The sequence below is a fragment of the Vibrio sp. AIC-3 genome (assembly GCF_013114515.1).
Classification (GTDB): domain Bacteria; phylum Pseudomonadota; class Gammaproteobacteria; order Enterobacterales; family Vibrionaceae; genus Vibrio; species Vibrio crassostreae_C.
On record NZ_VTXG01000008.1, the window covers coordinates 165,373 to 186,502 of the forward strand.

The following is a 21,130-nucleotide window of genomic DNA, read 5'->3' on the forward strand; positions in this document are numbered from 1 at the left end:
AACAGTTATCCACAAAAACGGTGGATAACTTTAGGGATAAGTTAACCGCTATGTTTTAAGAGTACTGAGGCAGCCTTTATGTGGCGTCACTTAGGACAAATTTGACTGTTAGAATAACCTTTAAAACCCTATCTGGAGTTATTGAGTCAAGAGATTATTTATGTTTTTTACATAGATATTAAATCCCGCCTATCTAAGACCTTGATAAAAATGTGTTTTAATTCATTGCAGAACAAAAGTAGAATAGAGGCAGTTAATCTTATTCTACAGAACACGATGAACCACAACAAAACGGATACAAATCAACCTTCTATTGCCATTGTTGGTGGTGGTATTGCCGGAACAACGAGCGCGATTCACTTTAGTGAGTTGGGTTTTAAGGTCACTATCTTAGAAAAAGGGCCGAGTTTGGTTAATGGTCCACCAATTTGCCACCTGCACGCTGGCGGCAATTTGTATCGAGATATTTCTGTAGAGCAGTGTCTTCAATTGCTCACACAGTCAATTGATACCGTCCGCTTATTCCCTCATACGATCAATATTCGTCCGACAATCATCGCCGTTCCGCACAGTGATGGTGGAGAGCCGTTGGATCTGCTTCCTCGTCTCAAGATAATCAAAAGCGCTTATGCCGATCTTGTTAAACAAGATAAAAGCAACCAAGTGCTCGGTGATCCGGAAGAGTATTATAAGCTGTACAGCAAAGAAGATTTATTAGCACTTTCTGCGAAAACACAGCCTCTGAAACCAACATCGCTTGATGATTGGTGTATTCCTTTCGCCAAGCATACGGATTTAGAGACCCTAAAGTATCCTGTTGCGATGGTCCAAGAGTATGGCTGGAGCGTATTCCGACTTTCTGCGACCGCTCAACTCTCTTTGGGGCAACAAGCTAACTGTACTGTGTTAACCAACAGCCGATTACAATCTGTTGAGTCGACAGGTCAAGGTTGGTCTTTGACTTATACCGATGCCGAAAACCAAAGCTGCCAACTAACGACCGATTACTTGATTAATGCGAGTGGGTTTGAAACGGGTATCGTAGATGACTTTGTTGGCTCTAAGCAGCAAAGACTTGTTGAGTTTAAAGCTGCATACGTTACAGAGTGGCCGTATTCGCAAAAATGTAAGGAAGAGTGGCCAGAGGTTATCTTCCATGGCCCGAGAGGCACACCGCAAGGCATGGCGCAATTAACGCCCTACGCTGATGGTGTGTTCCAACTTCACGGTATGACAGAAGGGATTACTCTGTTTGAGGGTGGGCTTGTTTCATCGTCAACCGATTCATCACAGCCTCAGCTGCCTTCTAAGCTTCTTAAGAAAATCGTATCAGGTTGGAGTGAAGAGCAGCTTGAATTAAGAACTCGCGCGGCAATAACGCATATGTCTCAGTTCATCCCAAGTTTCAGTTCTGCATTGGTCGGTGGTAAACCTTTGTTTGGTGCACAACAGATTCCGGGAACCGATCCAAGCTTAAGAGCTTCAGACGTTTCATTCTGTGGGGATCGCTATGCTCGACTTGAAGTAGTAAAAGCTTCTTCAACATTAGAAGCGGCACAAAAGGTCGCTGAGCAATGGTTTGATGTATCAGAGGCGGCATCTATTGAAGACACACACTCAGTGACAATGTCACTTAATCTAAATGATATTGAAAACAGAGCGATAGATTTGACACAAGAACGTGGATACCCAGAAGCGCTTGCCAAGGTGTCAGGTCAAGATCACGCTTAATAGCCTATAATTAGTCTATCATCATCGACTGCGTTTAATTTCTTCAATTCGGCTTACTGTAATAGGTAAGCCGAATCTTCATTTCAACATCTGCTTAGATACCGAACCTCATCTAAATGACATCTTCCTAGTTGATTATTCTCAGCTACATAGCATTTAGCACATAACACATCGCAAAAACTAATAGCCGAAAAACTGAGCCCATTGGCACCAAACATCTTGTAAGCCCAAGCGATCGCCCTTGCTGAACGATATCGCATGTCCAGGTTTTGCTTGCGCCAAGCGTGGTAAATCGATTCTGGCGACACATCCTATCTTCGGATAACCACCTATGGTCTGTCTATCATTAAGCAGCACGATAGGCTGTCCATCTTGTGGAATTTGAATCGCACCTAGGGCAATGCCTTCTGACAATAGCGAAATGTCAGGCGAGTCTACGGGCTCGCCACTGAGTCGATAACCCATCCGATTAGAGTTTTGGTCAACGTGATACTGCGCGTTATACAAAATCTCTCTTGCTGACTCGGAGAATAGCTCGCTTTGATAGCCTTCAATCACTCGTAGGTTCACGGGTAGATTGTAATCAGGCGTGTATCGGAAGGTAACACTCAACGCTTTAAATGGATGAGAGAGTTGGTGTTGGGTAAAAGCGATTTGTTGCCCTTGCTGGCATGGCTCGCCATCTTGCGTTAATCCACCAATCTTTTCACGAGTGACTGTAGAGCAGCTATCAAGAGTTGATGGAACATCGAAACCGCCCTTAATGGCTAAATACGCCCTTAGACCATTTTTAGGCAAACCAAATGAGAGAACTTGCCCCTTAAAAGCTTGAAAAGTGCTCCAGTTAGCCTGTGGTTTACCATCGAGTTTCGCTTGTAAATCACCCCCGCATAGTGCCATCTCGCAATCAAAATCGATTCTCAACGCACATTGCCCAAGCGTGATTTCCAACGCCGCTTGGTTGACTGGGTTGCCCAATAGATGGTTAGCCCAGCTATAAGAGTAGTCATCAACCGGTCCACCTTGCGTTAATCCAAGATGAGCAACACCAAATCGCCCAAAGTCTTGAATCAAACTCAACGGGCCGGGCTTAATCACTGTCAGTGTTGGTTTAGTTTTTGTCTTAGCCATTTACGATGCCTCCACCCAACTCTACAAATTCTTTTTTTGAAATCGCTATGAAACGGACGGTATCACCAACATTAAGCAGAGACAGTGGTCTTTGCGTGATATCGGCGTTCTTCAACTGGCTATGATCGAACAACGGAAGTGGGCAATTGCCAATAATATTCCAACCGCCCGGTGAATCCGAAGGGTACACAGCTGTTTTCGTATCCGCGATGGCGATACTGCCTTTGGGCACAATTAAGCGGGGTGTGGAGTGACGGGGCAAGGCAAGCTCATTAACCACATCCGACATAAAGGCAAAGCCAGGCGTGAACCCAATCGCACTGACGCTGTATGTCTGTGAGGTGTGATGTTGAATTATCTGGTCGAGCGACAGGCCTTTGTTTTGATATCGGTCTAAATCGAGCGCCGTTTCTGGTGAGTAATAGGCAGGAAGCTCAATCGTATCGCGAGTTTTACTAACACTAGAAAAGGACGACAGAGCATGACTCAACAAATTATTGAGCTGTTCAATGAGCTGCTGTTCTGATATTCGATAAGGGAGGTAATCGACCAATATTGTTTGGTAAGCCGGTGTCACATTCATCAACACCGATGCTAAGTTTTGGCGAATGGCATCGGAAAAGTGAGCTATGTATTGCGCATATTCGGCGCTAGATTGATTATTTGAAGGCGATAGCGTCAAGGTCACCAAAACGCTGCATTCCGCGACTGGCGCTATATTGAATTCAATCTGATTCGTCGTCATTTCGTTTCCATACGTTTGTTATCTTGCCTTTTCTAGCTTACTTGGCGTGTCTCACTTCCGTGTCCAAGCCAATACAAATAAATTAGATCTCACGAGCGATTAGACCATGCGTCATACCAATCACACGCTTCATACTAATTAAAAGCGTTGAGGTCTTGTCTGATTTTTCTAATTAATGCGATGGATTGAGGGTTATCACCATGAACACAGATAGTATCAGCTTCAATAGGCAGTCTTTCGCCCTCTAAAGTCGTAACCGAGCCATAGTTAATGATTTGCATAACTTGGTTATAGATATCGTCTTGATTGACGTAAACCGAGCCTTTTTGAGTACGTGGCGCTAATTGTCCGTTATTTAAATAAGCACGGTCGGCAAACGCTTCAAACAAGAGAGGCAAGTCATGGTCGTCAGCAATATCCAAATACTGTTGATTGTCTGATGAAGAGAGAATCATCAACGGGATGTTAAACTCAGCGACGGCTTGGGCTACCGCATTGAACACATCAATGTTTGCCATCATATCGTTATAAAGAGCGCCATGAGGTTTCACATAGCCAACAGTGGTATGGTGATAGCGGCAAAGGGCTTGTAATGCACCGACTTGATAACAAACCAGCTCACTGATTTCGTCCATGGTGTGTGGAATAGAACGGCGACCAAAACCAACGAGATCTTGATAACCGGGATGAGCACCAATTTGGGTGTGATAGTGCTGCGCCAGTTTTATCGTCTTGGACATAACGTGCGGATCAGACGCGTGGAAGCCACAAGCGATGTTTGCCATATCGACCCATTCCATGACCGACTCGTCATCGCCCATCTTCCAATTGCCGAAACTTTCTCCCATGTCGCAATTAAGCAAAATCTTCGTTGTCACGTGGTGCTAATCCTTTACGTTGAGGTAAGTAATGACGGTCTTATAAATACCATAAATAAACAGTGACCTAACTCAAACTTTCGACACCGTAGATTTACCAGTATGGCATTTCATATATAGTTGAACTATTGATTAAAGGATTAATATCTATCTGTATATTAGGTGAGCACATGATATCCCGCCAGGTTTGCTTAGGACTAGCATTAACGATACCTGTTTTTGTCTCTGCTCAAGAAAACTCTCTAGACCAGCTCATGTCGATGAGCCTTGAAGAGTTGTCTATGTTAGATGTTGAAATGGAAACGGCTTCGAAAGTGACACAAAAACTCACTGACATTCCCTCGTCGGTGTACGTACTTTCTAATGAGCGAATTCAGCGCAGTGGCGCGAAAACCATTGCAGAAGTCCTAACGCTTGTACCCGGACTCAAAGTCACCAAATTCAACGAAACCTCATGGTTTGTTTCAACACGCGGCTTTCATGATGGGTTATATAACAAGATGCTCGTGATGATGGATGGACGAAGCTTGTTTAGCCCAGTCTATGGCGGTACGTATTGGAGCGACGTTGATTATGTGCTTTCCGACATAGAACGCATCGAAGTACTAAAAGGCCCCGGCGGAACAATTTGGGGAGGTAACGCGGTTAATGGTGTTGTCAATATCATTACTAAGTCTGCCAATGATACGCAGGGGACTTATCTCTCCGGTGTTGCGTCTAATACTGATAACTACGAATTTAGTGTTCGTCAGGGATTAAGCCTCAACGACAGTGTGAATGCTCGTGCCTTTTATAAGTACCGAGAAGAACCCACGTATCGCACAAACGAATCTGAAAAATGGAAAGCACAAACGGCAGGGATGGTGTTTCAGCCAAGTCATACTGATGAAAATTGGTCATTACGTATTGGTGGTGAGAAAAGCTTTTATGAGTCGGAGTTATATACGTTCCAATATGATAACTCAGGTTCGTTTGTCGGATCACAAGCTAATGATTTCGATAACAAGAGCCAATCTGTTTATGTCCAATTCAACGACTCTCGCTATTTTGATGAAAGTTCGACTCTCTCATATTCATTATGGGGTGAATATAATGAGGATAATGCGCCAGACGCTCCGGGAAGCTATTCGACCCTTGATTTTGACTCTACTTATATCAACCAACTATCGGAAAGCCATCAGCTAACACTTGGTGGTGGCCTGCGATATATGTATCTTGATTTCTCCTCAAGCCAAGTTTCGGACGTGGATTGGTACAACCCTGATTACTACGGTCGAGCTTACAACATCCAATCTGCCAACGATTACATTGCGAACGCTTTTATACAGTCTCAAATTCAAATGACGGAAGCGCTGTCTATTACTCTTGGTGCCAAGGTTGAACACTTTACACAGAATGAATCAACTGAGCTTTCACCTCAATTGCGTGGTTTATATAAGTTCACCCAACGTCACTCCGTATGGGCGGGGCTTAGCCGTGCGGTCGTTGCACCATCTTATATGGATTCCAATTCCACCTATTATTTCAATAGTTACAATGCTGACTCAAACAACAGCTACCTAGATGTATATAAATCTAGCTCGAGTCTTGAAACAGAGAGTGTCGTAACGGCGGAAATGGGTTATCGCTACTCAAACAATTCAAATTTCGAACTCGATGCAACGATTTATCTGAGTGAACATGACAACCTTCGCTTTCACAGCTATGACCCGAATGATATCCCTGCGAATCATGTCTATGTCGGTGCGTTGTCTGATGATTATAAAGCAAAAACTTATGGCTTAGAGTTAGGCGCGAGTTACCAACTCACCGCAGATTTAGCCAGTTACCTGAGTTACGCCTATATGACATTGGAAGGTGAGAATAAAGGTGATGACCTGAAATCTAGTCCTCAAACGAGTGTTTATTACGATATTGATAATGAACATTTAGCCACGGCACAGTTGATGTGGAATATCACCGAAAGTTGGCAATTCGATGTGATAGGCCAGTACATTAATGTGAATTACCCAGACTATTGGGTAGCAGGCGATGGCACTCAATATAAATGGCAGTCTTACCCACATGAAATAACCTTTGATGCGCGTCTCGCATGGAAAAAATCGTCCGCAGCACCTTTAATTGAAGTGGTTGTTGAAAATATAGGTAAGAGTGACGGCTATCAAGCTGAATTCACATCTCAGAAAAGCGTCAATCAAGAATCGGTGTATGTGAGGATCTCTCATGAATTCTAAATGGCTTAAGCACCGCATTAAGCTCGGCTTATCTAAACTAGGCTTAGCGGCTTTAACGATGCTTATTGTGCCGTTGAACACCTCAGCTGCTAGCTTCAAACCTTATGAAGTGAAAGCGGTGTACCTTTTTAGAATTGCGAATTTTATACGTTGGAATGATGAAAGCTCAATGAACGCTGTGAACTTTTGTGTGATTGGCGATGAAAAGGTAAGCCAAGTGCTAACGTCAATTACCGAGGGGAAATCTATTCGTTCGCTCGCTATCCGAGTTCAACAGTCGATTACTTCTAAGTGTGATATTACGTATTTGTCTGACCGTAAAAATGACCAATTTCTTAGTCAAGAGCACTCGCCACATACTGTGACAATCAGTGATATCCCTAACTTTACGGACTTAGGTGGAATCATTGAACTCACGCACATCGATAATAAGCTCAAACCTAAGATCAATCTAGAGAACGCAAGGCGCGGTGACTACGTCATTGGCTCGAACCTGTTACGAATCGCTATAGTGGAGGGCCAATAATGTTGTCTTTCATTAATAACATATCGATTAAAAACAAGCTGATATTACCCATTATCATCTTCATCGCAGTCACTTTTGTCACGATCCAATCGGTAAATTACACTGTCACGTTTGAGAGAGAGAAAGAGAGTCTTATTCAGCGTGTTAAAGTGCTAGCACAAGGTGTTGCTTATAACTTGCAAGCCGCGATTTTATTTGAAGACAAGTCATCGGCTCAGGAAATATTGTCAGCTTTCATCGCAGATAAAGATATTGTTAGAGTGAAGCTCTATGACATCAACGAACAGCTTTTTGCCAGCTATCAGGTGAGCAACACTCTGGTTCCAAGGCCAAACGCAGAAGAATTAGACGATATCGCCGATCATCAATTTGCCATCTCTGAGCATTTCATCTTCTTGCTCGTTCCAGTGACACTGGATGGCGCAGTGATTGCGAACTTGAGAGTAACAATATCGAAAGAGACGTTTAATTCGATCTTAACGAATATTTTCAAGGTTGCGGTCGTCTACCTGTTGTTTCTGGTGATGTTAGGCGGAGTAGTGGTCAAATTGGTGCAACGCTTGATTATCGAACCGATGTTTGACCTCAATGAGGCGATGCAAGCCTTTGTTGAGCGTCGTTCGAAGCAGCCTAAATTAGTCGTAACGAACCGCGATGAAATCGGCGATCTGGTTCGAGCTTTCAATACCATGTTAGAAAGGCTTCAACATCGCGATAACCAAATCAATTTTACGTTAGACAAGTTACAAGAAGAAAAATCATTCGCAAATGAGGTCATTGAAACCGTTCAGCACTCTTTGTTGGTGGTGGATGAAAAAGGGCTCATTCTTCATGCGAACGCAGCTACTCGGGATATTTTTAAATGCTCGGAAGCCTTTCTTGAGAATTTGTTGATCCAAGAGTTGATCGCGACCAAGCAAACGGGTTACTTACAAGATGTTATTGATGCCAATATTGAACTTAATGACGAATTGCTGGAAACCACCGATCTCTTTCAATCAAAACGCTGGCTTCGTGTGAGCAGTCGTTCTTTGACAAAACATGGTCGTATTCTTTATGCAATCCAAGATGTCACCGACATAGAAACGGCCATGAGTCGCCAACGTATTGCTGCGGGTGTTTTCGAAAACAGTAAAGACGGCTTGATCGTGCTCAACTCATCCAATGTGATAACCATGGTTAACCCGGCGATCACACAACTTCTCGGTTATCACTCTGATCTGCTGGTGGGCAAAACACCATTTGAAGTATTTTCGTGGCAGCAATTTTCATCATTGATGCCGACAATTCGCAGTTCGTTAGACAACTATGGTCAATGGCAAGGCGAAGTGTGGGAGAAAAGCGCGTCCGGCACGTTAGTTCCAATGTTTGTCAAAGTGAATCGAATTGCCTCAGACAACGAGAAATACGAGTTTGATATGGTATTAACGCTGTCTGATTTATCCAACGTTAAAGAGATGGAAAGACTCGAACACTTGGCTCATCACGATGCATTAACCGGATTAGCGAATAGAGCGCAGCTGTATAAGGTTATGGATGATGTTGTCACGTCGAGCCACTATTCAAATCAGCATTTTGCGGTTATTTACTTGGATTTGGATGGCTTCAAAGAAGTGAATGACAACTATGGTCACGATGCGGGTGACGAAATCCTTAAAGAAGTGTCAAACCGGTTATTATCTCAGGTAAGAGCGGGGGATTTGGTTGCACGTTTGTCGGGTGATGAATTTGTTCTTATTATTAAACAGACAAACAAAGTCTTATTAGCGAAGTTAGCCGAGCGATTGTTGGATCTGATCGGGCAAGAAGTGAATTATAAACAGCGTTCACTTCATGTTGGGGCGAGCTTAGGTATCAATTTAGTTGATGGCTCAGAGCGTGATATTGACGTGATTCTAAAGGTTGCTGATGAGGCTATGTACCAAGCGAAACGCAAAGGAAAAGGTCAGTTTATGTTCGCTCGTGAGGGTAAATAGGCACCGGTGTTTGTGAGCTCACCCTAAGTTGTTGTATCATAAGTGATAGGTTGAATATTTTTAATTAAAAGGTCTGCTAAGCATGAATGTTTTAGTTACAGGTGGCATGGGTTACATTGGTAGCCATACAAGTATCCAGATGATCAACGCAGGTATGACACCTGTACTTTTTGATAGCTTGTACAACAGCAAACCAAGCGTTCTAGAGCGCATCGAAAAAGTCTCGGGCGTTCGTCCCAACTTCATTGAAGGTGACGTTCGTGATAAAGCGCTTTTGACTGAAACTATGAAGCAACACAACATCGAAGCGGTTATCCATTTTGCTGGTCTGAAAGCCGTCGGAGAGTCTGTGGAAAAGCCTCTTGAATACTACGACAACAACGTAAACGGCACTTTAGTTCTTGTTGATGCAATGCGTGATGCGGGTGTAAAAACCTTGGTATTTAGCTCTTCAGCAACGGTATACGGTGATCCTGCAAGTGTGCCAATTACTGAAGACTTCCCAACAAGCGCTACCAACCCATATGGTCGTAGTAAACTAATGGTTGAAGAGTGTTTAACCGATTTCCAAAAAGCCAATCCTGATTGGAGCATTACACTGCTGCGTTACTTTAACCCTGTAGGTTCACATCCAAGTGGTGAGCTAGGTGAAGACCCGCAAGGTATCCCAAATAACCTAATGCCATTTGTCTCTCAAGTAGCAGTGGGCCGCCGTGAATTCCTATCTGTATTTGGTAGCGATTATCCAACAAAAGACGGGACTGGCGTTCGCGATTACATCCACGTAATGGATCTGTCTGATGGCCACATCGCAGCGCTTGAGAAAGTAGGGTGCAAAGACGGTCTTCATATCTACAACCTTGGTACGGGTAACGGTTCAAGTGTGTTAGACATGGTTAAAGCATTCGAACAAGCAAGCGGTAAAGAGATCCCTTACAAGCTAGTTGAACGCCGTCCTGGTGACATCGCAGAGTGTTGGGCAGATCCAGCTAAAGCTCAGAAAGAACTGGGCTGGAATGCAAGCCGCACATTGGCTGAAATGACCGAAGATACATGGCGCTGGCAGTCAACAAACCCGAATGGATTCCCTGGTTAACCTAGTGGTTTCGTGAATGATTCAAAAATTAAAAGATGCTTTCGGGCATCTTTTTTGATCTTAATCGAATAAAAAGTAAATTAGTGGTTAAAAAGTATCATTCTGTATCCGCTGTGTTATTATGCTCGCGAATTATATGTTTAATGTTAATTTTCTTTGGAGTTAATCATGGAACTAGGCCTAATCATCACTTTCATCGTTGCTGCTGCAGTAATGGTTAAAAAAGAGATGGCAGAGAAGTAATTTCACTTATTACCTTTTTTATACAATTTTTTAGTGAAATAATAAAAGCCAGCATTTAGCTGGCTTTTTAGTATCTGCAATTCAGTTTTTTAACGAATTAGAATTCGTATTTAGCTGTAATTGACCAGTTACGACCTGCTTGCGTGTAATCTTTATCTTCTTGTGAGAATCCACGAACGTCATTCCACGAGTAGTACTCTTCATCCGTAACGTTGAAGAGACCTGCTCTAAGCGTAAGATCCTTCATCGGCAAGTAGTATGCTGTTAGGTCAACTACAGTTGCTGAATCAATTGGTAGAATTTCATCATTCAAACCATCGCTGTTGATATCACTAGACTTCTTACCTGCTGTGTAGCTTATGTTAAGTGATGTACCCCATAGTGCTGAAGGAGCATCATAGTTAAAACCAACGACAGCGTTCCAAGGGTTTACACTGTTAAGAGGATTACCTTCGCCATCTTCACCTTCAGTATACGTTGCAGAAACACGAGTACTAACACCTTTCACTGGCATGAAGCTATTCCAAGACTGTGTATTTGACGCTTCGATACCTTTAATTACGGCTTCATCAATGTTTACATTCTGATATATTGTTGGATCGGCCGGAGTGGCTGAGCCACTAACTGCTACGTTATCAATAAAGTTATCATAATCGCTGTAGAAGATAGCGATTTCGCTTGATGAATAATTTGTGTTATGACGCCAACCTAACTCGTATGAAATACTTTCTTCAGCTTCTAAGTCAGGGTTAGGGGCATTCAAATAACCGTGAGCAGGATTACCAAATGAGTAGTAAAGCTCTTGGAAATCAGGAGCTCTAAAGCCTTGGCTGATTTGACCGAAGATCTTATTTTCATCATTAAGCGTGTAAGTTGTACCCAAACGTCCGGTAACAGCTGAGTCTGAATATTTTGCATAAGACTCTTCTGGGTTACCACTTGGGTTTTGACTTGTATCACCTGGATCAGTTTCAAAACCATCAAAACGAACACCCGGAGTAATCATCCAATTTCCGATCGTCATTTCATTTTGAGCAAAGAATCCATATTTTCTTTCAGATGCGGCAGGGATGTAGAAAATAACTTGGTCTGCGCTGATGGAGTTATATTCGTTATTAACGTTTTTAATGTCTTTGTCCGAATATGAAGCGCCATAGATAAAGTAGTTTTCTACATTACCCGTCATGAAGAACTTATCGAATTGCACATCAAATTGATAACCTTCATCCTCGTAGATATAGTCCTTTTTCTGAACATTACCTGCCGGAGGTAGGAACATACCGCCATTAGAAGTACGATTAGTTACGCCATTCTCTTCTTTGCTCAGCCAGTCAGCTTGCCAAGTAATAGTATCTGCAAACGCTAGGTCAGCATCCCAAATATGTTTGATACCGATTTGCTGTTGGCTAGTTGTGTCTTCGCCAGTGTAGTCGGTGTAACTTGCACTATTTAAATCGGTATCACCAGAATTCTCAATGAAGTTACCAGAAAACTCTAAACGGTGTTGTTCGTTTAATTGGTACTGAAGCTTAACCAACAAGTTGCTGTTCTGAGTATCTTGCTCATCAGGTGTACCAAAGTTATCAGTTTGCTCACCGTCTCTGCGAGTATAAGCAACTAACGTTTCTAGGTCGCCAATACGATTTGCTAAAGCAACCGATTCGCTAAAGGTATTATCAGATGAAGAGTAGTTGAACTTCGCGTGGCCACCGAAGTCTTTGTCTTTTAAAAAGTCACTCGGGTCTTTTGTTTCGAACGCAGCAATACCACCAATCGCGTCAGAACCATACAGAGAAGAAGCCGCACCTTTAACAATCTCGACAGACTTCAACATATCCGTATCGACATCAATGCGTGAAGAGTTAATGAAGTTATATGACTGAGTACCACTTGGAGTAAATTGGCTAGTTTGTGATACTCCATCAACGATAACCTTTACTCGGTTACCTTCCATACCACGAATGTTAATACCTTGAATCCCTTGGCGGGAATTCGTAGTCACCGTGACACCTGGTGTGTACTTAAATAAGTCTTCTACATCCGTAACCATGTTTTTTTCGATATCTTTATCGTTAATCACAGTTACCGACGCAGCAACATCTTCAAGTTGTTGATTAGTACGAGTCGAAGATACAACAACCTCGTCAAATAGGGCATAATCTTCAGCAAAGGCTGATGTTGATGAAAGCGCTAAAACGATTGAAGCAGAGAGCAGGGATTGCTTATACATCTGATAGTTACCTTAGTTCCATAGTATTATCTTGATTTGCGAAATATAATATTGGATCTAAATGATAATTACTATTATTTGCATTTAAATAATTTTCAATTTTATCAACTAACTCATAATTAATACTCTTAAATATCTGTATTAAAAAGACTTTTACAGTTCCATTCACAGTCTGAATGCTTCTGTTTTTGTGATTCAAGTCTCATTTATAAAGTAGGAAAGCTATGCATAGTCCAATAACACTTGAAGCGTTACACATCCTAGACGCCATCGACCGACGTGGAAGTTTCGCCGCCGCGGCCAATGAAATGGACAGAGCGCCTTCATCACTCAGCTATCAAATACAGAAGCTTGAACAAGATCTAGACATCATGATTTTTGACCGCTCAGGCCACCGTGCAAATTTTACGGAAGCGGGTCAGTTGATACTTGAGCAAGGTAGAATCATTCTTGGAGCTACAGAACGTCTTGTTAACGAGGCAAGCATTCTAGCCAATGGTTGGGAGCTCGATTTGACCATCGCCTTTGATGGCATTATCCCGATTGCTAACTTTTTCCCACTGGTAGATGAACTAGGAAAAATCAGTAAAACACGCGTTCGTTTGCAAGAGGAAATCTTAGCGGGTTGTTGGGAATCTCTCACAGATGGTCGTGCTGACTTATTGATATGCCCTAAGCTCGATACAATTCCAAACGATATGAAAAGTGACGTAATTGGTAAAATGGAGATGGTGTGGGTCGCGGCATCAAGCCACTATGTTCACAAGCGTTCTGGTGAATTCGATCAGAAGGCGAGAGAAAGTTACAGGGTTATTGCCATTGCAGACACCGCACGCGATCAGCCAGCACTAAGCATCAATATTCTAGAGAAACAGCCACGTTTAACCGTGACAAGCTTTCCTGCGAAAGTAGAGGCTTTGACATCAGGACTAGGGATTGGCACCTTACCGAATAGTGTCGCTAAACCTTTGATTGAATCTGGCGTACTACAGCAGATCTCCGGTACAGAACCACAACCGATCGATATTGTTATGGTTTGGCGACGCAACAAAATGGGCGACGCCAAGTCTTGGTGTATCCAACATCTTAAAAAGACATGGGCGTTAAAGTAACGGTAACACCATATCTGCAGTACCATCTTCAAAACTGATATCTAGCTTAAAACCGAGCTTTTGAGCTAGTGTCAGCATCCCTCTATTGGTTGGCATCGTCATACCCGACATCTGCTTGGTCTGCTTCGCACGGCAGTAATCGATAACCTTGGTCATAAGAATGCGACCTAGACCAACACCTTTAAGGTCAGAACGAATCAATATTGCGAATTCGGCGTCTGTGTTCTCAGGGTTAATCAGCGCACGGGACACGCCGATGATCGCTGGAACGCCTTGTTCCTCGCGAACGACCACAAAGGCGATTTCTCTATCGAAATCAATCTGAGTGAAATTCGCCAACGCCTCATGATTGAATTCACCGACATCACTAAAGAAACGCTTATAGAGATCTTCCTTAGACACACGGTTAATGAAGTCAGCATGAAGCGGTTCATCTTCGGGAAGAATAGGGCGTAACAACACTTCGGTTCCATCTTTTAGCTGGATACGTTCTTCAAGCTCGACCGGATAAGGGCGAATCGCAAGACGTTCCTGTGGATCGCCTTCGTACGCTTTCAAGATGATATCGGCATCTAATATCGTGAACTTGTCACCATTGGCCAGTACTGGATGGATATCCAAATCATGTATTTCAGGGCAATCCACTACCATTTGCGATATACGTACCAATAACTCAGACAAACCTTCTATATCGATGGGGTTAGGGAGTTTTTGTAGACGAATCTTGCCGCTTTTTATCGCTCGAATAATCAAGTAACGCGCCAGTGTCATGTTGAGCGGTGGAAAAGCAGCTGCGGCATCAATCGACTCATCCCACTCCGAACCACCTTGTCCAAGTAATATGATTGGGCCGAAGGTTTCGTCTGTTGTAACCTTAATACGCAACTCTTGGCCGCCCGCGAGCTTAGCCATACCTTGAATTAACAAGCCGTGGATGTTTGCTGTAGGGAAGGATAATTGAGAACGATCGAGAATTGCCTGAGCCGCATTGGCAACTTCACTGCTGTTTCGCAAATTGAGCATCACGCCTTGTACGTCTGACTTATGTGCAATATCCGGCGAACGTAATTTTACTGCGACGGGATAACCGATCGTTTCAGCGATGTGTACCGCTTCACTTGGGTCAGAAGCGATCCAAGTTGGTAACACATCGAGGTTGAAGCTCTTGAAAAACTGACTGTTTTGGTGAGTATCAAGGCTAACTGTATCTTTATTCAGTAGTTTTCTTTCTATCCAACCTTTCGCATCTGCTAGATCTTCAATGTGTACTTTTTCTGCAGTGGTCGGCGTTTCCATTAACTGACGTTGGTTACGTCTGTACTCGACTAAGTGCATGAATGCGACCACAGAGCTTTCAGGGGTCCGATAAGTTGGGAAACCCGCTTCGGTAAACAGCTTTCGTGCGGGCCTTGCTGTTAGCTCACCAGACCAATTCGTCAGGATGTTAAAGCGCTTGTGGCGAGGGTGCTTCTTAATCGCTTCAATAATTCGTTCTGCCGTTTTAGCGGAATGTGCGACCGCTGAAGGGCTGTGCATGATAAGAATCGCGTCTGCTTCATCGCCATCGAGTAAGATGTTTATAGTGTCGATATAACGTTGATCACCAGCGTCGCCGACAATATCGATAGGATTGCTATGAGACCAACTCGATGGCAAAACCTTGTTCAACTTATCAAGTGTCTCTTCTGAAAACTCTGCGAGCTTACCACCGCGGTCAAATAGGGTGTCCACAGCCATAATCGCAGGGCCGCCACCATTAGTAACAATAGCCAAGCGCTCGCCTCGCAATGGTACTGAATGAGTCAGTGTTTCTACCGCAGCAAACAGTTCATGTAAGTTCTTAACTCGTAGCATGCCGCTGCGTCGGATTGCGGAATCATAAATAATATCTAATGTGTCGGCACCGCCAGTGTGAGCCATTGCTGCGGCTCTGCCTTTCGCCGTTCGACCGCCTTTCAACACCAAAATTCGTCGGTTACGCGAAGCCGCACGCGCTGCAGAAATAAAGCGCCTCGCATCAGTAATGCTGTCTACATAAAGCAATATCGCTTCGGTGTGAGAGTCGGTACTGAGATAATCCAATAACTCCGAGAATTCGATATCGCTACCATTGCCTATAGAGATAAACGCCGAAAAACCGATCTCTTTGTCATTAGCCCAATCGAGAATAGTGGTACACACAGCTGCCGACTGAGAAACAAAGGCGATCTTACCGGGTAGTGCTGTCACTGGAGAGAATGAGGCGTTCAAATTTAACCAAGGAACAATCACCCCCAAACTATTGGAACCCAACACTCGAATGTTGTGCTTTTTGGCAATCGCTAGGCATCGTTCATCATACGTCTCACCATTATCGCTTTCTTGCTGCATGTCTGAAGAAAGCACAATGACAGAGGCTATACCTTTCTCAGCCAGTTCTTCAAAAATAGCGACATTACGGGTCGCATTGGTACACAAGATTGCGAGGTCAGGAACAATCGGTAACGACAAAATGTTCTTGTAAGAAAGCACACCGGCCACTGAATCATATTTCGGCGTAACCGGCATCACCGCACCTTTAAAATCCCCATGCAACAAATTGTTCATAACAATATATCCTGCGCGTGTTTCTCGTTGAGAAGCACCAACAACAGCGATTGAACGGGGTTTAAGTAGGGGATCAAGATGATTCATAGACATATCCTAGCAATGCACGTAAGTTCATCGTAACTTACTTTGCACTCACAGGTTGATGGCAAATTCACCGAATTCAGATGAATAAGCAAACACTGCATAAAGTTTGTGAAATAGGTCACCCACTAATGGTGTATAATCCCAAAGTTAACTTGATTCTAAACCGACGTATCGGCATGATTTATAGTAATTATTATTAAGGATATAGAGCTTTCCATGAAAAAATTTGCAATTGTGACTTTGCCACTGCTCTTGGCTGCGTGTGTATCTGACGACTACGTTACCAATGTCACTTCAGATAGTTATCAAGAAGAGTACAAGACGGCCAAAGTTGAAGCTCCAGTTGTATCTCAATCTGAGCAAACAGGCGTTGTTGAAGAAAACGTTGTCAACGTGATCAGAACTGAACCTGTTGAACAGAAAGTCACTCAAACGACTAAAGCTAAGCCAGTTGCAGTAGTGACAGGACCAACGAAGAAACAACAAGACATGAACCAGCGTTTTGGTTACACAGTTCAAGTTGTTGCTGTTGGCAGCCAAAGTAAAGTCGATTCTTTCGTGAAAATGCTACCTACGACTTCTCAGCCAGTTTGGGAAAACTACAAAATGGTTAACGGCACTAAGTGGTTCACGGTACTTTATGGTGACTACGCAACACGCTTAGAAGCTAAAAAGGCAATCTCAACACTGCCGAACACTTTCCAAAACTTGAAGCCGTTCGTTAAAAGCATTGATGACATCAAGAACTCTGAATACCCAACGCTTAACAAGTTGAACTAAGTTTTGATTCATAAAGAAGGGGCAAATGCTCCTTCTTTTGTTTTAAGACTCGCTGTTTTGTTTAATAGTTAATCGCTCGATCTTTCGAACGCAATTTTAACAATCAAAACACTGTACCTATCTCGACTTTTGTTTATCATTGAAGTCAGTACTCCTAGTTTCAAGGACCGAATTTACCCATGAACACCACAAACATCCTTCTACTTTGCGGCGGTGGATCTTCAGAGCATGAAGTATCTTTAGTTTCAGCCAATTACCTTTTTGAACAACTTAATAGCGTTGCAGATTTTAACGTTGTAAGAGTTGAAATTAAGAACGAAGGCTGGTGTCTTGATTCAGGTGAATTGGTTTATCTTGATATTAACGACCAAACCTTACGCGGTGACAATTTAGCATCTAAAGTCGATTTCATTGTGCCTTGCATACACGGTTTCCCAGGTGAAACAGGTGACATTCAATCACTGTTTGAAATGGCTAAAATTCCATACCTAGGTTGTGGTCCAGAAGCAAGCAACAACAGCTTTAACAAAATCACGTCAAAGCTTTGGTACGACGCACTTGGTATTCCAAACACGCCGTACCTGTTCTTATCAGACAACAATGATCAAGCTCACTCACAAGCAACTCAAGCATTTGAAAAGTGGGGTAAAGTGTTTGTGAAAGCGGCTCGTCAAGGTTCTTCTGTAGGTTGTTACCAAGTTAACCAAGTAGAAGATTTAAGCGAGGCTATCAACAAGGCGTTCACTTTCTCGGACCAAGTATTGGTTGAGAAATCAGTGGTGCCTAGAGAGCTAGAAATTGCTGCTTATGAAATCGATGGCGAGCTACACATCAGCAAGCCGGGTGAGGTGATTGCACCGAATGGCGCATTTTACTCTTACGAAGAGAAGTACAGTGCAGACAGCCACTCGATCACTGAAGTTGAAGCAAGTAATTTAACTGACGAACAGCGTGAATTGATTGCAGACAGCGCACGAAAAGTCTTCACCCAGATGAAGCTTCGTCATTTGTCTCGTATCGACTTCTTTTTAACGCAAGACAACGAGATCTACCTGAACGAAGTGAACACCTTCCCAGGTATGACGCCAATCTCCATGTTCCCTAAAATGGTTGAGCATGACGGCCACAAATTCAGCCAGTTCTTAGAAAACTGCGTGAGAACAAGCCTTTCTTAGGTTTCTAACTCGTTTTCGTTCACTTAGAGCTGAACCCAAAAGTGCCTTAAGCTTTCGCCAAGGCACTTTTTGTTTTTAAAGCTAGCCGTTTTTTACGAATCTATCATTTAGCCACAACTTATATCCAAGTAACAATATCCAAGTAATTACGAACCGTTTATTGCCAAGGTATTAGCGCCTTAAACTTCATCTTCTCACTCTCAGCCGTTCCCGTGAAACCCACATATTGGGCTGGCATGGCAGGGCTAAGCCAGCGACCAAAGTCCTGAATCTCTCTAACCTTAAGACCTTGTTTCGACAACTCTTGTGCAGCACCAACACGAATCGAATTTCCAGAGAAATGGTGATTTTCTGGCAGTTGAAGTAAGTCGCTAGCTCTTCTCAATATCCTATAGATGGACGAATCATCTAAAGGCTGCAAACCAATATTCTCATGCTTGTCTATCGCACGAAATACTGGCAAGTCATCTTGTATACCAGTAAACGAAAGCCAACGTTGAAGTGCAACACTGGCTATTTGTGACAACTGATAAGCCGAATCTTTGACTGTTACTTGGTAATGATCTTCAACGTACTCAACATCACTCATCGATAACAACTTAAGCTCTGAGCGCTTTAAAGCACACTCGAACATCACGTTATAAATAGCAATGTCTCTGATCTCTTTCAGGTTTGCTTTCTCATGGGAGAGTAACGTGTTCAAATCAGTGAGATGCACAGATGTCATAGCATTGGTTTGTTTAGCGTCACCGGCCATTTGAGATTGTAAGTGGAGTAGGGTAAAGCGAACTTGCCTGTGCTTGATCGGGTTAGCAAAGCTCAACACAGTATGTAACATGCTAAGCGTTGCAGTGTAACGTTTTAGCGATGCGTATTTTCTATCGTTAGACTCCGTTTCAAGAAAACGACGAACAGCGGTTATAGATGCGGGAAGTGTGTTAATACGATGTTTGGTACAGAACGCATGATAGCGATTCCAATCACTGTAAATGCCCAACAGTGAATTGCGAGAGTATTGAAATCCTGTCAACTCATCTATAATTTCTATTGTCGCGTTGCTGTTTAATTTTTCAACAAATGAATTAATTATCACAGAGTCAGTTAAAATAGGGACTTTTTTTCTCAAATTACCATACCTCGACAGGTGTTTTTACCATATTATGCTTGATATCATTATTAGTATACTTATGATTAATGCAGTGAAAACAGAAAGATGATTAATAGATATGGCTAATTCAATTTACCGAAGCGTCCATCTTCAATCGATAGATGCTAACAACACAGTTTGGCGTGCTAAGTTAAAAAACAACGTTATTCAGGGCAACCTAGCTGCCGTGAAAAAGAGTATTGATTGGTGGATTGATACCGCATCTATTATTGATCCAAAAGAATTCATGTCATTAAATAAGTCGAGAGGAACTGGTGGCTCGACTGAAAACTTCAACGGCTACCAAATCAAGAATGACACCGGTGAGCCTAATGCGTGGTATTGCATGTTTAACGGTCGCTTAATCAAAGGCGGCAAGGTTGCAATCCAACGCCATATAGAAGCTTACTTACTCGCAAAACAAAAAGCAGAGCAACAAAAGAAGTAAATTATGAGCCTAGTATATTCAACAGAAACAGGTCGCATTAAGCCTGAAGAAGAGAAAGTCCAACGTCCTAAAGGCGATGGTATCGTTCGAATCCAAAAAGAAACCAAAGGCCGTAAAGGCAAAGGCGTTTCTGTCGTAACTGGCTTAGACCTAGATGACGCACCATTAAAACTAATGGCAGCAGAACTCAAGAAAATTTGCGGCTGCGGTGGCTCAGTAAAAGATGGCAACATCGAAATTCAAGGTGACGCGCGCGACAAGATCAAAGCGCACCTTGAAAAGAAAGGCTACAAAGTTAAATTTGCTGGCGGTTAATCTCTACCTAATACCAGGGTTAAAATCGAAGATTATTATCACTGGTTATTAGGTATTTTATGGTAAATAGCCAGTTTGGTTAAATACACAGTATAAATTAGAGAATATCGGCACAATACAAAGGCAGGGCATCACACAAAGATACCTGCCTTATAAACATCAAAACCCAAGTTATTTAACATAACGTACATAATACGCAGTTGGCTAGTGCTTCTTGAGTGGGCATCATCCATAACGCTAATCCACCACAAGCCATTGAAACGCCTGACATATTAAGCCCGTTAAACTTTTTTGCGATGTTCTGCCAAGCCTGTTGAGCCTTGTGATTTTTGCTGCGGTCAGCGGCCAAATACACTAAGACTTCTTCTTCTGACAAACCAATTCTTTCAGCGATAAAAAGTGCTTCTGTTTCAGTTAGATAGCGAGCTCCGCTTCTAATAGCACTTATCTTCTGACGACTTAACGCTAAGTCGTGCGCAATCTGCTTATCTTGTACGTAGTTTTGAGCCTCTTTATAGGCATCTAACAGTTTATTTTGGTACATGGTTGTCCCTCCAATTCCTTCAATTGTATACCGTCAGTCCACAAAAAGCGGTCTTTACAGTCCTGATTTCTGTGTCTTATAGTACACACAAATCAGGACTCACTTGATTTGGCTGTCTAGGTTTGGGCTGTTTGCCCTTGACGCTT

17 protein-coding genes are annotated in these 21,130 nt (G+C 42.9%); 10 read left to right on the forward strand and 7 right to left on the reverse strand.

Going from position 1 to position 21,130, the window contains the following annotated elements:
- Positions 1-276 precede the first annotated feature (276 nt).
- Positions 277-1,731, forward strand: coding sequence for an FAD-dependent oxidoreductase (locus tag F0229_RS08390; protein WP_171732625.1), 1,455 nt, complete (start codon positions 277-279; stop codon positions 1,729-1,731).
- A gap of 180 nt (positions 1,732-1,911) precedes the next feature.
- Here F0229_RS08390 and F0229_RS08395 read toward each other — a convergent pair whose 3' ends face one another.
- From F0229_RS08395 to F0229_RS08405, 3 genes are all read right to left on the reverse strand, one after another.
- Entirely contained in the window at positions 1,912-2,862 is a 951-nt protein-coding gene (locus tag F0229_RS08395) for a biotin-dependent carboxyltransferase family protein (RefSeq protein WP_171732626.1), read from the reverse strand.
- Entirely contained in the window at positions 2,855-3,607 is a 753-nt protein-coding gene (locus tag F0229_RS08400; protein WP_017060083.1) for an allophanate hydrolase subunit 1, read from the reverse strand. The genes F0229_RS08395 and F0229_RS08400 overlap by 8 nt, the downstream gene beginning before the upstream one ends.
- A gap of 134 nt (positions 3,608-3,741) precedes the next feature.
- Positions 3,742-4,485, reverse strand: coding sequence for a 5-oxoprolinase subunit PxpA (locus F0229_RS08405; protein ID WP_017060084.1), 744 nt, complete (start codon positions 4,483-4,485; stop codon positions 3,742-3,744).
- 170 nt (positions 4,486-4,655) lie between these two features.
- Here F0229_RS08405 and F0229_RS08410 point away from each other — a divergent pair, with 170 nt between their 5' ends.
- The 4 genes from F0229_RS08410 (at position 4,656) to galE (ending at position 10,317) form a co-directional block, all read left to right on the forward strand.
- On the forward strand, positions 4,656-6,719 hold the full coding sequence (locus F0229_RS08410; RefSeq protein WP_171732627.1) for a TonB-dependent siderophore receptor: 2,064 nt from the start codon (positions 4,656-4,658) through the stop codon (positions 6,717-6,719).
- On the forward strand, positions 6,709-7,245 hold the full coding sequence (locus F0229_RS08415; protein ID WP_017060086.1) for a YfiR family protein: 537 nt from the start codon (positions 6,709-6,711) through the stop codon (positions 7,243-7,245). Before F0229_RS08410 ends, F0229_RS08415 begins: the two co-directional genes overlap by 11 nt.
- Positions 7,245-9,221 (forward strand): diguanylate cyclase, encoded by a 1,977-nt coding sequence (locus F0229_RS08420; protein ID WP_171732628.1) that lies wholly within the window; start codon positions 7,245-7,247, stop codon positions 9,219-9,221. The genes F0229_RS08415 and F0229_RS08420 overlap by 1 nt, the downstream gene beginning before the upstream one ends.
- Before the next feature lie 82 nt (positions 9,222-9,303).
- Complete coding sequence (gene galE / locus F0229_RS08425; protein WP_017060088.1) at positions 9,304-10,317, forward strand: UDP-glucose 4-epimerase GalE; 1,014 nt, start codon at positions 9,304-9,306, stop codon at positions 10,315-10,317.
- Positions 10,318-10,657: 340 nt separating this feature from the next.
- On the opposite strand, the gene F0229_RS08430 is transcribed toward galE, so the two are convergent.
- Entirely contained in the window at positions 10,658-12,790 is a 2,133-nt protein-coding gene (locus tag F0229_RS08430) for a TonB-dependent hemoglobin/transferrin/lactoferrin family receptor (protein WP_171732629.1), read from the reverse strand.
- Positions 12,791-13,014: 224 nt separating this feature from the next.
- Between F0229_RS08430 and F0229_RS08435 the strand changes: the two genes are divergently transcribed.
- A complete protein-coding gene (locus F0229_RS08435; RefSeq protein WP_171732630.1) occupies positions 13,015-13,902 on the forward strand; it encodes a LysR family transcriptional regulator in 888 nt (295 codons plus the stop codon).
- Here the strand turns inward: F0229_RS08435 and F0229_RS08440 are convergent.
- Entirely contained in the window at positions 13,894-16,575 is a 2,682-nt protein-coding gene (locus F0229_RS08440) for a bifunctional acetate--CoA ligase family protein/GNAT family N-acetyltransferase (RefSeq protein WP_171732631.1), read from the reverse strand. The two genes, F0229_RS08435 and F0229_RS08440, sit on opposite strands and share 9 nt — an antisense overlap.
- Positions 16,576-16,791: 216 nt before the next feature.
- Here F0229_RS08440 and F0229_RS08445 point away from each other — a divergent pair, with 216 nt between their 5' ends.
- Both F0229_RS08445 and F0229_RS08450 read left to right on the forward strand, forming a co-directional pair.
- Positions 16,792-17,355, forward strand: coding sequence for an SPOR domain-containing protein (locus F0229_RS08445; protein WP_017064585.1), 564 nt, complete (start codon positions 16,792-16,794; stop codon positions 17,353-17,355).
- 179 nt (positions 17,356-17,534) lie between these two features.
- Positions 17,535-18,530, forward strand: coding sequence for a D-alanine--D-alanine ligase (locus tag F0229_RS08450; protein ID WP_017064584.1), 996 nt, complete (start codon positions 17,535-17,537; stop codon positions 18,528-18,530).
- A 157-nt stretch (positions 18,531-18,687) separates the two neighbouring features.
- On the opposite strand, the gene F0229_RS08455 is transcribed toward F0229_RS08450, so the two are convergent.
- Positions 18,688-19,656 (reverse strand): tyrosine-type recombinase/integrase, encoded by a 969-nt coding sequence (locus F0229_RS08455; RefSeq protein ID WP_102320805.1) that lies wholly within the window; start codon positions 19,654-19,656, stop codon positions 18,688-18,690.
- 100 nt (positions 19,657-19,756) lie between these two features.
- On the opposite strand from F0229_RS08455, the gene F0229_RS08460 reads away from it, so the two are divergent.
- Both F0229_RS08460 and yciH read left to right on the forward strand, forming a co-directional pair.
- Positions 19,757-20,125, forward strand: coding sequence for a DUF3319 domain-containing protein (locus F0229_RS08460; RefSeq protein ID WP_017060095.1), 369 nt, complete (start codon positions 19,757-19,759; stop codon positions 20,123-20,125).
- A gap of 3 nt (positions 20,126-20,128) precedes the next feature.
- Complete coding sequence (gene yciH / locus F0229_RS08465) at positions 20,129-20,440, forward strand: stress response translation initiation inhibitor YciH (RefSeq protein ID WP_171732632.1); 312 nt, start codon at positions 20,129-20,131, stop codon at positions 20,438-20,440.
- Between the two features lie 175 nt (positions 20,441-20,615).
- Here yciH and F0229_RS08470 read toward each other — a convergent pair whose 3' ends face one another.
- Entirely contained in the window at positions 20,616-20,984 is a 369-nt protein-coding gene (locus F0229_RS08470; RefSeq protein WP_171732633.1) for a DUF3693 domain-containing protein, read from the reverse strand.
- Positions 20,985-21,130 lie beyond the last annotated feature (146 nt).

Bases quoted from the DNA above. Each gene is read 5' to 3' on its own strand.
- F0229_RS08390 (WP_171732625.1), top strand. From the start codon at position 277: ATGAACCACAACAAAACGGATACAAATCAACCTTCTATTGCCATTGTT.
- F0229_RS08395 (WP_171732626.1), bottom strand. From the start codon at position 2,862: ATGGCTAAGACAAAAACTAAACCAACACTGACAGTGATTAAGCCCGGC.
- F0229_RS08400 (WP_017060083.1), bottom strand. From the start codon at position 3,607: ATGACGACGAATCAGATTGAATTCAATATAGCGCCAGTCGCGGAATGC.
- F0229_RS08410 (WP_171732627.1), top strand. From the start codon at position 4,656: ATGATATCCCGCCAGGTTTGCTTAGGACTAGCATTAACGATACCTGTT.
- F0229_RS08415 (WP_017060086.1), top strand. From the start codon at position 6,709: ATGAATTCTAAATGGCTTAAGCACCGCATTAAGCTCGGCTTATCTAAA.
- F0229_RS08420 (WP_171732628.1), top strand. From the start codon at position 7,245: ATGTTGTCTTTCATTAATAACATATCGATTAAAAACAAGCTGATATTA.
- galE (WP_017060088.1), top strand. From the start codon at position 9,304: ATGAATGTTTTAGTTACAGGTGGCATGGGTTACATTGGTAGCCATACA.
- F0229_RS08430 (WP_171732629.1), bottom strand. From the start codon at position 12,790: ATGTATAAGCAATCCCTGCTCTCTGCTTCAATCGTTTTAGCGCTTTCA.
- F0229_RS08435 (WP_171732630.1), top strand. From the start codon at position 13,015: ATGCATAGTCCAATAACACTTGAAGCGTTACACATCCTAGACGCCATC.
- F0229_RS08440 (WP_171732631.1), bottom strand. From the start codon at position 16,575: ATGAATCATCTTGATCCCCTACTTAAACCCCGTTCAATCGCTGTTGTT.
- F0229_RS08445 (WP_017064585.1), top strand. From the start codon at position 16,792: ATGAAAAAATTTGCAATTGTGACTTTGCCACTGCTCTTGGCTGCGTGT.
- F0229_RS08450 (WP_017064584.1), top strand. From the start codon at position 17,535: ATGAACACCACAAACATCCTTCTACTTTGCGGCGGTGGATCTTCAGAG.
- F0229_RS08460 (WP_017060095.1), top strand. From the start codon at position 19,757: ATGGCTAATTCAATTTACCGAAGCGTCCATCTTCAATCGATAGATGCT.
- yciH (WP_171732632.1), top strand. From the start codon at position 20,129: ATGAGCCTAGTATATTCAACAGAAACAGGTCGCATTAAGCCTGAAGAA.
- F0229_RS08470 (WP_171732633.1), bottom strand. From the start codon at position 20,984: ATGTACCAAAATAAACTGTTAGATGCCTATAAAGAGGCTCAAAACTAC.